This is a genomic window from Bradyrhizobium sp. HKCCYLS1011, from assembly GCF_051167795.1.
GTDB lineage: Bacteria > Pseudomonadota > Alphaproteobacteria > Rhizobiales > Xanthobacteraceae > Bradyrhizobium.
In genome coordinates this window covers 201,523-215,742 of the sequence record NZ_JBNPTT010000007.1, presented here as the reverse complement: position 1 = coordinate 215,742, position 14,220 = coordinate 201,523, and the positions used below count along the sequence as shown (strand labels likewise).

At 63.8% G+C, this 14,220-nt stretch carries 14 protein-coding genes; 8 read left to right on the top strand and 6 right to left on the bottom strand.

Translation table 11 applies throughout. The features are described from left to right. Position 1: 1 nt before the first annotated feature. A complete protein-coding gene (locus ACQR1W_RS24210) occupies positions 2 to 769 on the bottom strand; it encodes a gluconate 2-dehydrogenase subunit 3 family protein (RefSeq protein ID WP_434853158.1) in 768 nt (255 codons plus the stop codon). A gap of 339 nt (positions 770 to 1,108) precedes the next feature. Between ACQR1W_RS24210 and ACQR1W_RS24205 the strand changes: the two genes are divergently transcribed. Further along, on the top strand, positions 1,109 to 1,876 hold the full coding sequence (locus ACQR1W_RS24205) for a thermonuclease family protein (protein ID WP_434853447.1): 768 nt from the start codon (positions 1,109 to 1,111) through the stop codon (positions 1,874 to 1,876). A gap of 12 nt (positions 1,877 to 1,888) precedes the next feature. Here ACQR1W_RS24205 and cyoD read toward each other — a convergent pair whose 3' ends face one another. From cyoD to ACQR1W_RS24190, 3 genes are all read right to left on the bottom strand, one after another. Next, positions 1,889 to 2,287, bottom strand: coding sequence for a cytochrome o ubiquinol oxidase subunit IV (cyoD, locus tag ACQR1W_RS24200; RefSeq protein WP_434853157.1), 399 nt, complete (start codon positions 2,285 to 2,287; stop codon positions 1,889 to 1,891). After that, positions 2,284 to 2,925 (bottom strand): cytochrome (ubi)quinol oxidase subunit III, encoded by a 642-nt coding sequence (locus ACQR1W_RS24195; RefSeq protein WP_434853156.1) that lies wholly within the window; start codon positions 2,923 to 2,925, stop codon positions 2,284 to 2,286. The genes cyoD and ACQR1W_RS24195 overlap by 4 nt, the downstream gene beginning before the upstream one ends. A gap of 81 nt (positions 2,926 to 3,006) precedes the next feature. Next, positions 3,007 to 3,840: a cytochrome ubiquinol oxidase subunit II gene (locus ACQR1W_RS24190; protein WP_434853155.1), complete on the bottom strand. Its 834-nt coding sequence runs from the start codon at positions 3,838 to 3,840 to the stop codon at positions 3,007 to 3,009. A 292-nt stretch (positions 3,841 to 4,132) separates the two neighbouring features. Between ACQR1W_RS24190 and ACQR1W_RS24185 the strand changes: the two genes are divergently transcribed. Genes ACQR1W_RS24185 through ACQR1W_RS24170 form a run of 4 tightly spaced genes read left to right on the top strand, consistent with a single transcriptional unit; the run spans position 4,133 to position 7,414 of the window. Beyond that, complete coding sequence (locus ACQR1W_RS24185; RefSeq protein WP_434853154.1) at positions 4,133 to 4,627, top strand: DUF305 domain-containing protein; 495 nt, start codon at positions 4,133 to 4,135, stop codon at positions 4,625 to 4,627. Positions 4,628 to 4,633: 6 nt separating this feature from the next. After that, positions 4,634 to 6,091, top strand: coding sequence for a YncE family protein (locus tag ACQR1W_RS24180; RefSeq protein ID WP_434853153.1), 1,458 nt, complete (start codon positions 4,634 to 4,636; stop codon positions 6,089 to 6,091). A gap of 28 nt (positions 6,092 to 6,119) precedes the next feature. After that, positions 6,120 to 6,644, top strand: coding sequence for an RNA polymerase sigma factor (locus ACQR1W_RS24175; RefSeq protein WP_434853152.1), 525 nt, complete (start codon positions 6,120 to 6,122; stop codon positions 6,642 to 6,644). After that, positions 6,641 to 7,414, top strand: a complete 774-nt coding sequence (locus ACQR1W_RS24170) for an anti-sigma factor family protein (RefSeq protein WP_434853151.1) — start codon at positions 6,641 to 6,643, stop codon at positions 7,412 to 7,414. The genes ACQR1W_RS24175 and ACQR1W_RS24170 overlap by 4 nt, the downstream gene beginning before the upstream one ends. A gap of 13 nt (positions 7,415 to 7,427) precedes the next feature. On the opposite strand, the gene ACQR1W_RS24165 is transcribed toward ACQR1W_RS24170, so the two are convergent. Then, entirely contained in the window at positions 7,428 to 8,756 is a 1,329-nt protein-coding gene (locus ACQR1W_RS24165) for a PQQ-dependent sugar dehydrogenase (protein WP_434853150.1), read from the bottom strand. 109 nt (positions 8,757 to 8,865) lie between these two features. Continuing rightward, positions 8,866 to 10,653 (bottom strand): chloride channel protein, encoded by a 1,788-nt coding sequence (locus tag ACQR1W_RS24160; RefSeq protein WP_434853149.1) that lies wholly within the window; start codon positions 10,651 to 10,653, stop codon positions 8,866 to 8,868. Positions 10,654 to 11,581: 928 nt separating this feature from the next. Here ACQR1W_RS24160 and ACQR1W_RS24155 point away from each other — a divergent pair. From ACQR1W_RS24155 to ACQR1W_RS24145, 3 genes are read left to right on the top strand one after another with little or no spacing between them, the layout of a single operon-like run. Continuing rightward, on the top strand, positions 11,582 to 12,685 hold the full coding sequence (locus tag ACQR1W_RS24155; protein ID WP_434853148.1) for an ABC transporter substrate-binding protein: 1,104 nt from the start codon (positions 11,582 to 11,584) through the stop codon (positions 12,683 to 12,685). 13 nt (positions 12,686 to 12,698) lie between these two features. Further along, a complete protein-coding gene (locus ACQR1W_RS24150; RefSeq protein ID WP_434853147.1) occupies positions 12,699 to 13,151 on the top strand; it encodes a type II 3-dehydroquinate dehydratase in 453 nt (150 codons plus the stop codon). Between the two features lie 33 nt (positions 13,152 to 13,184). Further along, positions 13,185 to 14,159 carry an amidohydrolase family protein gene (locus ACQR1W_RS24145; RefSeq protein WP_434853446.1) on the top strand — a complete coding sequence of 325 codons (975 nt, stop codon included), beginning with the start codon at positions 13,185 to 13,187 and terminating at the stop codon, positions 14,157 to 14,159. Positions 14,160 to 14,220: the final 61 nt, after the last annotated feature.

Genomic DNA, 14,220 nt, shown 5'->3' with positions numbered 1-14,220 from the left:
ATCAGCGTTCTCCCCAGGCCTGGCGGCCCTGCATGCTGACCGGAGGCAGCGTGTACGGTTTGTTCGGATTGTCGATCACGTCGCGGAAATCGTAGCGGACGCCGGGGAAGCCGATCAGCTTCCAGCCCGCCATGTCCTTGTTGCCGCCATAGATCGGATCAGCGAAGAAGCCCTCCATGGTGTTGGCATAGACGGCGTTGAACAGCATGCGGCTGGAGAAGCCCTCGAATTTCACGTCGCCCTTCTCCATGCCGGAGAGCAGCTTCTCCTTCTCCTCATTGTTGAGGTCAGTGAAGACGCGGCCACCGAAATTGGCCTTGCAATAGGCTGATAGCGCCGCAAGTCCCTGACGATATTGCTGGCGCGGCGTCAGCGGCGATTGCAGCCCCTGCGTCGGCAGCGGGTTGGAGGAGAATGGCCCCTGCATATAGAGCCAGTCATGCCCGCCATAGGGGCCGGTCAATTGCCGGTCGATGAAGGTGGTGACACCGGCTTCCTTGGCGCCCGGCCCGAGCTCGTCCGCCGGAATCAGGCGGTCGACGATGGCGTCGACAGTGGCTGCTTCATCCGCCGTGAAGAACAGCCAGCCGCCTGGGACCACCGGCGTGACCGGATAGACCTCGTTCGGACGCCACGGCAGCACCTTGGTGACCACCTTGGCGGTCGCGCCGGATGTCGTAATCAACAGCGCAGCGGTTGCGAGCAGGCTCCGGCGTGACATGCCGGCATGCTTCGGCTTCTCCGTTGGCTGCGCGAACTTTGCGCGCATCAACGAACGATCGTCGGTTTGCATCATCTGACCCCCAGCCGGGCCTCGATGGATGGCCCGGTCGTGACGCCTTCTTTAGACGGATTCGTAAACAAATCTGTTGCGAACCGAATGCAATTCACTCATGGCGCTCTGCGCCCTAACGCCGCGCGCCCGACAAGGTGCACACACTGCTGCCCATCAGTTCCAGATTCCGGGGCTACCCGTTGGGCCATGGCATCCTGCGATTCAAGCGCGCCGGATTCATCGGTGCCGCTACAACCGCCATGGTGCAGCGATTGATTTTGCGACATTCCGATGTGCTAGGAGTACTGCCGGCAGAGACCAATGGGGGACGAAATGCGCGCGCGGAGCCGGCTGGTTGCATTTTCTTTGATTTTTAGTTTGCTGGCCACGGTCGACCCGGCCGCAGCCGCAAGTGCAACGATAAGGGACGGCGACACCATCCAGCTTGGTGACGTCGTGTTTCGGCTCGACGGCATCGACGCGCCCGAATTGGACCAGCTCTGCATCGACGACCACGCCGATTCCTGGAGCTGTGGCGTCGAGGCGCGGGACCAGCTCGTCAAGCTGATCGGCGGCCGCTCCATCCGTTGCGATGATCTGGGTGCGGACAAGACGCGGAAGAATCGGCGCATCGGCGTCTGCACCTTTGAAGGCGATACTGTGAGCCTCAACCAGCAGATCGCGCGCGCCGGCTATGCCGTGAGTGCCGAGCCCGCGGCGAAGGTCCACGTCAAGGACGACGTGGCCACCGCCAAGGACGGCGCGCGGGGTATCTGGAAAGGCTGCTTCGTTGCGCCAAGCGAATTCCGCAGCGACAAGAAGGACGGCCCGCTGCTCGGCGCCGCCTGCCGCGCCGACCGCGACCGCGAAATCCGCGCCGTGCTGTTCCCCGATTCGCCCACGATGCCGCCGAACTGCAGCATCAAGGCGAAATTCGCGGTGCGGGCGCGGCTCACCGGCAATGTCGGCGTCTACCATCTGCGCGGCTGTCCGAGCTATCCTGCCCTGGACAACCCGGACCGCTGGTTCTGCTCGGAGGATGACGCCCGCGCCGCCGGCTTCCGCCGCGCCTTCAACTGCCGGGCACCGAAGAGCAAGTAGGCGTGCAACGCGTTAGCGCTGCATCTGCATCAGCTGATCCATCGGCATCATGTTGTGATTCAGATGCGACATGATCCAGAACGAGCCGCCGACCACGAGAAACACGATCAGCAGACCGAAGGCGAGCGCCAGCACGTTGTTGGTGTTGTCCGGCCCAGTCGTGATGTGCAGGAAGAACACGAGGTGCACGCCCATCTGCGCGATCGCCAGCACGATCAGCGCGACGGGGATCGACGGCTGCCAGACCAGGTCGGTATTGGCGATGAAGAACGACGTCGCCGTCAGCAGCAGTGCAAGCCCGAGGCCGATGACATAGCCGAGCACGCGCGAGCCCAGGTTGACGGACTCCTCTTCTCCCGGTGCGAGATCGCCGTGATGGCCGTGCGGCTCGTCATACGCTTGCTCGCTCATGCCGCGGTTCCCATCAGATAGACAACGGAAAAGACAGCCACCCAGATGATATCGAGCGCGTGCCAGAACAGCGCAAAGCAGAGAATGCGGCGCTGGATGTCGGCCCGGAAACCCTTGGCGACCACCTGGGCCATCATGGTCAGGAGCCAGAGGATGCCCGCACTGACGTGCATGCCATGGCAGCCGACCAGCGTGAAGAAGGCGGACAGAAACGCGCTGCGGCTCGGTCCGTCACCGCGTCCGACCAGATCGATGAACTCGCGCGCCTCCAGCACAAGAAAGCCGGCGCCGAGCACGGCGGTCACCGCCATCGCGATCTGAAACCACAGCGCGTTGCGCATGTCGGCGGCGATGCTCGCCATCCCGCAAGTGAAGCTCGACAGCAGCAGCAGGATGGTCTCGATCGCCACGTTCCTCTGGTCGAACAGCTCCGCCGCGCCGGGACCGTCCGCAGTCTGTCCCACCAGCACGGAATAGCTTGCGAAGAAGCAGGAGAACATCACGATGTCGGAGAGCAAGAAGATCCAGAAGCCGAATCCGGTCACGATCCGCTTTGGCGCCGGCCCCTCGTGCTCCGTGGCGCGCAGATGATGCGGATCGGCGCCGGCGCCGATGGCCTCGACGGTTGTCACTGACATCACGGAACTCCAGCTGACGCACCGAGACTGCGACAACACGTCGGCCGCGTCCGTCCAGAGAGCAAGTTGAACAGCGGCAGTTCACCGGACATTCCGCGCTCCACTCTCAGGCTTCGCTTCGTTTTCGGTCATCTGCGGCCCTGGCGCCGGCGCGATCTTCTGCGTCGCGATCTTCCCGAACAGTTCGGGGTCGTCGAGCCGATAGGTCTTCGGCGTCTTCTCGATCGACTGTTCTGCAAGCGTCTTGTAGGCGGTCTCGTCAAGCACATCGGTGCTCTTCGCGGCCGACTGCGCCCAGTCCCCGAACGCGACCTGCGACACCACATGGGTGTCGAACATCATCTCGGGAAAACCGTCGCCGCTGAATTGTGATGCGAGGCCCTTGAAGGTCCCCGCTTCGTCCGCGCGCAGGTCGAGGCGTGTGACCATGCCGTTCATGGTGTAGATCATGCTGCCGAGCTGCGGGATGAAGAAGGCCGTCATCACGCTGCCCGACGTGAGCTCGAGGTGCAGCGGCGAACCGACCGGCACGGTCAGATGATTGACGGTTGCAATCCGCTGATCGGGATAGAGGAACAGCCATTTCCAATCGAGCGAGACGACCTGGATGCGGATCGGCGCCCCGGTGCCCGGCACCGGATTGCCGGGATCGAGCTGATGCGAGCCGATCCAGGCAACGCCGCCGAGCAGGATGATGGTGAGCGCCGGGATCGACCAGACGACCATCTCGATGCGGCCCGAATACGCAAAGTTCGGCAAACGTTCGGCCCTGGTGTTGGACGCGCGATACCAGAACGCAAAGATCAAGATCGCGATGATCGTCGGGATGATGATCGCGAGCATGATCGCGACCGAGTCGATCAGGAGGGTCTTTTCGGCTGCCGCGACCGGTCCCTGCGGATCAAAAATGTTCATGCGTATGCTATTCCCGCGGCCAACCCCGCCGACAAACGTGCCGGCGCGCGGCTGGTTCCTATGGGTCTCTGAGACCGGGCCCCACTCGGTCGGCCCCGCAGAAAAATCGACGTAAGGGGACGGAATAGAAGCGGGCCGTGCACGTCATTATCCGTGACACCCGACACGGAGTTTGAAATGCCGAGCCCCTTCCCGCATCCGCCACGCCCGCCGCGATTTCGCGGTCGGCCAGGCAAGGCCGCCCGCGCACGATCCGCAAAAGCCCACCTCAAGTAATTCCCGGAGCCGATCCATGTGGCGTTGTCTCAGGCCCACTCCCAGACATGCGATCTTTGCGGTGCGCGTCCTGATTGCATTCGCGATCCCTCCATTGGTGTTTGCGCAGGAAGCCCATCCTAGCCATGCGGTTGCCGCCTCGACCGAGGAGCGCGCATTTCTCGACGAGAACGACGCTGCGATGACAAAAATGATGAACGGCATGGCGGCCAAGCCGTCCGGCGACATCGATCGCGACTTCGCCGCCATGATGATCCCGCACCACCAGGGTGCGATCGACATGGCCGTGCTCGAACTGCGCTACGGCAAGAACGAGCAGCTCAGGCGCATCGCGCAGGAGATCATTGTCGATCAGTTGCAGGAGATCGCCGCCATGAAGCTTGCGATCGGCGAAAGCGTGACCGAGACCGCGCCGGCCCCGACGCAGCCCGCGCCTGCGGCAGCCGCCACAACAGCTCCCCGCCACCACTCCGACATGCAGATGAACATGTCGCCCGATCAGATGAAATAGGAGCAGATGATGAACGTCCTGAAGAACGCACTTCTGGCCGGCACCGTATTGGCGCTTTGCCCTGCCGCGTGGGCCGGACAGGCACCAGGCGCCCTCGCCGCGCCCGACGTTCCGGTCAGTCATCACGACCGCGTCTATGCCGCCGAGCAGTTCTCCAACACGGTCTCGGTCACCGATCCCGTCGACAACAGGCTGCTCGGCGTGATCAAGCTCGGCGATCCGCAGCCGGCGAATTTCAGCCCGCTCTACAAGGGTCAGGTGCTGGTGCACGGCATGGGCTATTCGCCGGACCATCGCACGCTTGCCGTGGTCTCGATCGGCTCGAATTCCGTGACCTTCGTCGACACCGCGACCAATTCGGTGAAGCACATCACCTATGTCGGTCGCTCCCCGCACGAGGCCTTCTTCACGCCCGACGGACGCGAGGTCTGGGTCACCGTGCGCGGCGAAGACTATGTCTCGGTGATCGACGCCAAGACCTTCGACGAGAAGACCCGCATCAAGACTGCGAACGGTCCCGGCATGCAGATCTTCTCGCCGGACGGCAAATATGGCTACGTCTGCTCATCCTTCACCCCGGAGACGGCGGTGATCTCGGTTGCCGAGCACAAGATCATCGCCAAGGTGAAGCAGGAAAGCCCGTTCTGTCCGAACATCGCGGCGACGCCGGATGGCAGCCAGGTCTGGTTCACGCTGAAGGATGTCGGCCGCACCCAGGTGTTCAATGCCAAGCCGCCGTTCAACCTGCTCAAGACCATCGACACCGGCCCGATCACCAACCACGTCAACTTCGCGCACACACCGAAGGGCACGTTCGCTTATGTGTCGGTGGGTGGCCTGAACCAGGTCAAGGTGTTCCGTACCGATGACTTCTCGGAGGTCGCGACCATTCCGGTCGGCAATCTGCCACATGGCGTGTGGCCATCCGCCGATGGCAGCCGAATCTATGTCGGGCTGGAGAATGCCGATGCGCTGGCGGCGATCGACACCACCACCAATACGGTGATTGCCAACATTCCGATCGGACAGGCGCCGCAGGCCATCGCCTATGTGCCGAATGCCGCACCCGATGCGGACAATCGACAGAATCTGCAGCCGCTCGGCGTCGGCGGCCAGGTCGCGCACCTGACGCTCAGCCCGAAGGACGGCGCCAAAGGCAGCAATGCGCCGACCACCGTGTCGCTGTTCGATCAGGGCCTGATCCAGATCCTGCAGGCCTCGGTGACGGGACTGCAGCCAAAGCAGAAATATGTGCTGGCGCTTGCCGATCGCGCTGATGGCACCGGATCGCTGCAACCGCTGTCATCGTTCATGACAAATCCGGCGGGATCGGCGATCGTCAATGCGGCCGGTCCGATCCGCCAGATCATAGCGCAGCCGCAAGGCGCCGAGCGACGCTATCTGGTCATCGCCGAGGGCGAGCCGGCCACTCCGGGCGCCGTGGTGCAAGTCCAGGGCGAGTAAGCAGGTGAAGGTGGTGGAGCTTGGCTAGATGGAACAGATGCTGCGGGAAGTCGAGCCGCTGATCCCGGCGCTCCGCCGCTACGCCAGGGCGCTGGTGCGCGACCGCGCCAGCGCCGACGACCTGGTGCAGGATTGCCTGGAGCGGGCCATCAGCCGCTGGTCGCAGCGCCGCGAAGGCGAGGTCCGCGCCTGGCTGTTCACGATCCTGCACAATCTTGCGGTCGATCGCTTCCGCCGAATCAAGACGCGGGGCGCTCATGTTTCGCTCGACGAAACGCCTGAGAGCGAGTTCGGCGAGGCCGCCGCACAGGACCAGAAACTGATGTATCAGGAGGTCATGAACAAGCTCGCGACGCTGCCCGAGGACCAGCGCGCCGTGCTGCTGCTTGTCGCGGTCGAAGACCTCTCTTATGCAGAAGCCGCAAAGGTCCTCAATGTCCCGGTCGGCACCGTGATGTCGCGCCTGTCGCGGGCGCGCGAGCGGCTGCAGCGGGAGATCGAGGGACCGGCGACGCCGCTTGGAAACATCGTGACATTTCGGAGCGTGAAATGAACCTGCGTCCGATCACCGAAGATGATCTCCACGCCTATGTCGACCATGCACTTGCACCGGAACGGCGCGCAGAGGTCGCCGCCTATCTCGAAGACCATCCCGATATCGCCGGACGTATTGCCGGCCACGCCGATCAGCGGCAAATGCTGCGCGCGGCGCTGGCACCGATTGCGGCCGAACCGCTGCCCGCGGCGCTCAATCTCTCCCGCATGATCGAGGCGCGCACGCGCCGGCGCTGGCCCGTGCAATGGGCCGCCGCGGCGGTGCTGCTGCTCTGCCTCGGCGGCGTCGGTGGCTGGGTGGCGCGCAGCTCGCTGCAGCCCGCACCCGGCGGCCTGGTCGCGCTCGCGCAGGAGGCTGCGGATTCCTACCAGGTCTACGCGCCGGACCATGTGAGGCCGGTCGAGCTGCGCGCCTCGGACACGGCGCAGCTGACGGAATGGATTTCCAACCGGCTGCATCAACCGGTCAGAGTGCCGGACCTCGCAGGTTCAGGCTACCGGTTGATGGGCGGACGCCTGGTCCCGACGTCACACGGCCCGGCCGCGATGCTGATGTATGACGACGACCATGGTGACCGACTGGTGATGCTGACGCGACCGATGAACAAGGCCGATCAGAACGCGCCGATGACCGCGCAATCGACCGGCGAAGTCACAGGTATCGTCTGGGCCGACGACGGCGTCGGCTACAGCCTGGTCGGGCGGGTGCCGACCCAATCCCTGCGTCCGATCGCCAATGAGGTGCGCAGGCAGGCGCGCACGATCTGAGCGCCGCGATGCGTTAGCGGCTGACGCGCCAGATCGTGCCGTTGCCGTCCTCGGAGATCAGCAGGCTGCCGTCGCGGGCGACCGCGACGCCGACCGGCCTGCCCCACACGTCGCGGTCGTTGATGACGAAGCCGGTGACGAAATCTTCATATTCGCCAGTCGGCTTGCCGTCCTTCAGGTGGATGCGGATCACCTTGTATCCGGTCCGCTTGGATCTGTTCCAGGAACCATGCTCGGCCGCAAAGGCATCGCCGCGATAATCGGCAGGAAACAGGCTGGCATCGTAAAAGGTCACACCGAGCGAGGCCGAATGCGCCTGCAGCAGCACGTCCGGAATCGTGATCTTGCCCTTCAGATCAGTTCGCGCGCCCTCGTGCCGCGTATCCTGATTGTCGCCGATATAGTACCAGGGCCAGCCATAGAAGCCGCCCTCCTTCACGCTGGTCACATAGTCCGGTACGAGGTTGTCGCCGAGACCGTCGCGCTCGTTGGTCGAGCACCACGGCATGCCCGTTGCCGGCTGGATCGCAAGGCCGACGCAGTTGCGGATGCCGGTGGCATAGAGCTTCTGGTTCTTGCCGTCGGGATCGAAGGCGAGCACGCCGGCACGATCGGTCTCTTCACCCCAGGCCGCGCCGAGCGCATGCGCGCCCGCCCAAGCCGCGACCCCGCCCGGCGGCTCGCCCATCCCCTCCCCTGCATTGCCGGCCGAGCCGACCGAGACCAGCATGCGCGCCTCGTCCGGCGTGAACACGATGTCGCGCGTGGAATGGCCGTAGCCGGAGGGCAAGTTCGACACGACCGTCTCCGGTGCGCCGGACGCCTTCATGTCGCCGGCGCGGTAGGGAAAGCGCACGACGCTGCCAGTATTGGAGACATAGACCCATTGCGGGTCCTTGGCTGGATAGAACGCGATGCCGAACGGATGACCAAGCCTGTCGGCGAAGATATCGCTCGCGGCCGGCTTCGCGCCGTCCTCGCTCGGGCGCAGCACGCGAATGCGGTTGGCGCGCGTCTCCGCGACGAAGATGTCGCCATTCGGCGCCACCCGCATGACGCGCGGTCCGCTGAGATTCTCGGCGAACAGCGCGACCTTGAAGCCTTCCGGCGCCCGCGGCGTGACAGAAGCGGGCCGCGTCACCACGCGCGAGACATTGGCGGCCGATGGCGTTGCGCCCGGCTTCGGCAGATCCTCAGGACGGATCAGGCGGATGGTCCCCGGGACGTCGTTCTGCCAGCTGCCGAACGCATCCTTGCCCTTGAGCACAACGGGTTCGGCCGCGGCTGTACCGATCACCAACATCAGTGCAATCGCGAGAGCTGCGGTCGCGCCCTTGATCATATCGTCCTCGCCAACACCGGTGGCCCTAGCTGGGTCCGTCAAGACGTCGTTATAGCCGGCGGTTCCTGGCGCCGGAATCACATCTTCGGACAGGGCCGCCGTGACTGGTTTACGAGAGCGCGCCAAGCACGCCGCGGGTGGCCTGGTCGATCTCCTCGACATAGCGGCGGCGGGCGAAGGATTCGGTGAGGAAGCCGATCACCTTGCGGCTGTTCTCGGATTCCAGCACCGCAAGCACCTCGGCCCCCTCATCGTCGAAGATCTTCATCGCGGTCTTGACATTCATTTCGGGCAGCAGCGCGACGTCGATATATTTGGCGAGCTCGACCACCTGGATATCGTCGGCGATCGAATCGAGCTCGCCGGAGAACAGGTCCGGCAGCGACACCAGCCCGCAATAATCGTCACTGTTGTTGACGACGACGATCGCCTGGCGCGAGCCGAGCACGAATTCGCGCCGCGCAGCCGCGATCGTTGTGGAGGTCGGACATTTGGCGACGTCGGTTCGCATCAGGCGCTCGACAGTCAGGTTGCGCAGCCAGCCGACGTCGTTGGCGCTGCGGATGGTCTCGCCGCGCAGATGCAGGCGCCAGGTCGAGAACGAATGTCCGAACATGAAGCGGACGCAGATGCTGGTCACGATGCAGGCGGCCAGAACCACCGCGGTGACGTCAACATTGCGCGTCATCTCCAGCACCAGGAATGACATCGTCAAAGGGCCGCCGACGATCGCCACGCCGAGCGTGGCCATGCCGGTCAGCATCGCCACCATCGGATCGACAGCGAAGCTTGGAAAGGTCATGGCCAACAGCGCGGCGAACAGCTTGCCGAGCAGGCTGCCGATGAACAGCGAGGCGAAGAACAGTCCGCCGCGGAAGCCCGAGGCCAGCGAGATCAGGCATGCTGCAAGCTTGAGCACGATGATGGTGGCGATGACGGTTGCCGCCATCTCGCGATGCAGGTCGAGCAGCATCGCACCGTGACCGGCCGCCAGCACCTGCGGCGTCACGATCGCCATCGCGCCGACGCAAACGCCGCCGACCGCCGGCCTGAGCCAGACCGGGATGCGCACAAATAGCCGCTCGACCGCTGGCGAGGAGCGCATCACGATGATGCCGATACCGCTCACGAGCAAGGCCAGAACGATGAGGGCCAGATATTGTTCGAGCCCCACGGAGCCGACCTTCGCGACCTCCAGCGAATAAGGCGCGCCGGCGAGATATTGCGAGGTCAGCGCGCCGGCCAGCGAGGCCGCCAGGATCGGCGCGGCACTGCCAACCGCATAGACACCGACGATCAGCTCACAGGCATAAAAGGCGCCCGTGATCGGCGCGCCGAATGCAGCGGCAATCGCGGCAGCCGCGCCGCAGCCCACGATCAGCCGCAGGTCGTTGCGCCGGAGCGTCATATATTGTCCGAGCAGCGACGCCACGCCCGCGCCGATCTGGGTGTAGCCCGCTTCCAGTCCGACCGAAGCGCCGGAGCCGTTGGACACAAGCGTCTGCCCGGTCACCACCACGCTGTCGCGCATCGACAGACGGCCGCCGCGTAACGCATTGGCCTCGACCGGGTCGACCGCCGGTGCGAGCCGCCAACGGCGGCGCAGCCATTCCATGATCCCGAGCGCCAGCCCGCCCAATGTGGGCGCGATCAATGCAATCACTGGATTGATCCAGGAATTGGCGCTGAGGCGAACATCGATCGGAATGCCGTAGATCGCGACATGCGCAAGCTGCGCCAGGAGGCTGATCACGGTCACGGTGATGCCGGTCACCACGCCGATCACAAGCGCCAGCGGGATCAGGTAGAATTCATTGCTGCGCAGCAGTGCGCGCAGCCTGGTCACAAGCCGGTTATGCCCCTTGCGATCGATGATGTGCGCGAATGTCGACAGCACGAATAGCCATTTATTCCATGGACAGGCCTGTCTGTGGCCATAACCTGTCGTGTTGCAGCGGACAAGCGCCAACTCCCTTGCGAACTGCAGAGGTGGTTTACCGATCGCAAGCGGCGACCACCATCCGGACGGACTACGGCATCCGACACCGCATCACCATCTAAGATGCAGACCGCGCCGTCACCGCTACTTTGAATTGAACAAGAGCTTTACTCGCACGCGATCCACATCAACACCGAAGGACGGGACCCGTTGCCTTGTCGCACGAGCCCCGATCTGCCGGCCATCATCCCGGCCTGACGACGGAACACGATCTGTTCCCGGCCTCACACGGTGGCGCAGCGAAGCCGTACCAGCATCGCGGCGCATCCCTCATCCCGCTTTGGCCAGCATAAGCGCGCCCGCGCTGAGAATACGGTTGAGGCACGGATATATTCGCGTGCTCCACGGCACTGCACATCAACGTCACCGCATCTGCAACATCGCAGAATGCTGCAGCGGATTCTTGGTCCGGCACGACAATTCACTATTCACCCAACCCTTCACGTGAAGTAGGAGAATGCCAGGCTGGTATGCCAGGAACCGACCCGTCGCCAGCACCGCCTTGCGAGGTGGCAGCGAGCCAACATCAACGCGGCAAGAGACCGCGCCAAAGCGGGAGGATGCATGTGGAGGATGTCGCGGCCTGATCAGAGGTCGGGCGGCCCGCCGGCGCTTCGATTGGCAACGGGTTGCGACGCTCTGCAGACAAAATCTCCTCGATCCCCGTTGGCATCGTCAAGGCTCGGCCGCGCTGGGCCAAACCGATCAGCACCAACAACAATCTTGCCGTCCAGTCAAAGGAGCCCACGGGACGCGGATCGAACGTCGAAGCACAGAAGAATGAAAACAAAAAGGGAGGGATATGATGAGCTTAAGATGGGGAGTTGTGGCAGCGCTCCTTGCAGCGGTGCCACTCGCAGCCCAGGCAGCCGAACCGATCAAGCTTGGTATGGTGGTGCCACTGACCGGACCGATTGCCGATGCCGGCCGCTATGGCATGCAGGGAGCGAAACTCGCGGTTGAGGAGATCAACGCTGCAGGCGGGGTCCTGGGCCGGCCGATTGAGCTCATTATCGAGGATGATCAAACTCAAAATCCCACAACGGTGCTCGCCTTCACCAAGCTCGCCGACAATAAGGATATCATCGCTTTCCTGGGACCAACGCGCAGCACCCAGATCCAGGCCATCGCTCCGAGCGTGCTGCAGGCGGGACGACCGGTCATGATCGGTGGCACCGACCCGACGCTGACCAAATCCGGCAATCCCTGGTTCTTCCGCTTCCGCCCGAACGACACTTACACCGCGCGCGCGATGGCCGCTTTCGGGGTGGAGAAGCTCGGCAAGAAGAACTGGGCCATCGTGCACGCGACCGACGCCTTCGGTTCCAATGCCAAAGGCCTGTTCACGGACGCGCTCAAGGCGCGCGGCATCACGCCGGTCCTTACCGAAGGGCAGCCGAACAATTCGCCGGACTACACCGCCGTCGCGCTGTCGGTGAAGCAGTCAGGCGCCGACATCCTTGCCACGTTCATCACCTTTGAGCCCGACGTTGCGATCTTCGCCCGACAGCTGAAGCAGCTCGGGGTCAATCCGGTCTGGCTCGGCTCGCCCTCGATCACCACGACAACGGCGCGCAAACTCGGCGGCCCGACCTTGTTCGGGACCTATGCCGTGGCGGATTTCCACCCCGACGCCAATCCGGAAGCCAAGGCCTTCGCGGCGAAATACACCGCCGCCTACAAGACCACGCCAGACTTCTTCGCGTCCTGGCCGTACGATGCGGTGCACGTTCTCGCAAAAGCCATCGGCGCCGCAGGCGACACCAGCCCGGAGAAAATCCGGCAGGCGCTGCTCGCCGTCAGGGACTACCACGGCGTGGAAGGCACCTATAATTTCGACGCCAACGGCGACGGCCTGCACGGCTACAACATCGTCAGGAACAACAATGGCGACATTATCGTCGAGCAGCGTATCGACTTCAACGATTGAAAAAGAGGACACAATGAAGCGAATCCTGGTGCTGCAGGGCGCGAATATGTCGGCGCTCGGCAAGCGCGAGCCGGAGATCTATGGCACGACCACGGCCGTCGAGCTCGACGCCCTGATGCACAAGCATGCCGAGGAGCGCGGGCTGAAGCTGGAGATATTCTACACCCACCATGAGGGCGATGCGATCAGCCGCGTCTACCAGGCCGTCGAGGACGGCATCGAGGGCGTGCTCATCAATCCGGCGGGCTTTCTTCACGCCGGCTTCGCCTTGCGCGACTGTCTGCATGGCATTCAGCCACCTGTGGTGGAGGTCCACATGACCAACATCGACAAACGCGGCCGGCGATCGGTGACTGCCGAAGCCGCCCAGGGCGTGATCACGGGCTTCGGCATCCGCTCGTATCTGCACGGGCTGAACGTACTCGGCGAGTTGATCGATGATCGCAGGTCGGTCGTCGCGACTTGATCGGCATGGAATTTTGAGGAAAGGAAGAGCATGATGTTGCGACGGGATCTTTTGGCCGCCATGGCCGGACTGGGGGCGGCCGGGATTGGCGGCTCGGCGTTTGCGGCGGAGCCCGCCGCCATACCGACCATCCCGGGGCCCGATCCGGACACCAGAACGCCGAGCTACAGGGCGCCCGCGGGCAGCGTCGATACGCACACTCATATCTTCGGCCCGGCTGCGCTCTACCCCTTTGCACCGAAGCGCCCCTACTCGCCGCCGGATGCGCCGCTTGAGATGTTTCGCGCGCTGCATCAGAAGATCGGCATTGATCGCGCGGTGATCGTCAACGCCACCGTGCACGGTACCGACAATCGCGTGGTCACCGACGCCATCGCCCAAAGCGGCGGCAAGTACAAAGGCGTCGCCAACATCAACAACGAGATGTCCGACGCCGATCTCGCAGCGCTCGGCAAAGCCGGCATTTGTGCCTGCCGCTTCGCCTTCCTGCGCCGCCTCGGGGGCGTCGGCGACATGAAGCTGTTTCGAACCCTGGTCGACCGTGTCGCCGCAATCGGCTGGCATGTCGACATCTATCTCGAAGCCGGCACCATCCAGGAGTTCGTTCCGATCCTCAAATCGCTGCCGGTCACCTATGTGATCGATCACATGGGCACGATCAGCGCCGCCAAGGGACTGGACGACCCCGAGTTCAAGGCGCTGCTGGACCTGCAGGCCAGCGACGAGAGGTGTTGGGTCAAGATCACCGGCCCTGAGCGCGCGTCAGCTTCCGGCCCCCCGTTCCACGACGCCGTCCCCTTTGCCAAGCGCCTGATCGACAACGCGCCGGACCGCGTCATCTGGGGTACTGACTGGCCACATCCCAACGTGAAATTCATGCCGAACGATGGCGATCTGGTCGACCTGATCCCGCTCTACGCACCGGATGCCGAAGTTCAGCACAAGCTGTTGGTGCAAAATCCCGAACGGCTGTTCAGGTTCGCCCCTCACGCCAATGACAAGGGTTGAGATCGCGCGCTGCGCTTGGAAGCGCGATGGCGGCTCCAGCTCGACATTCCAGAAACGACAG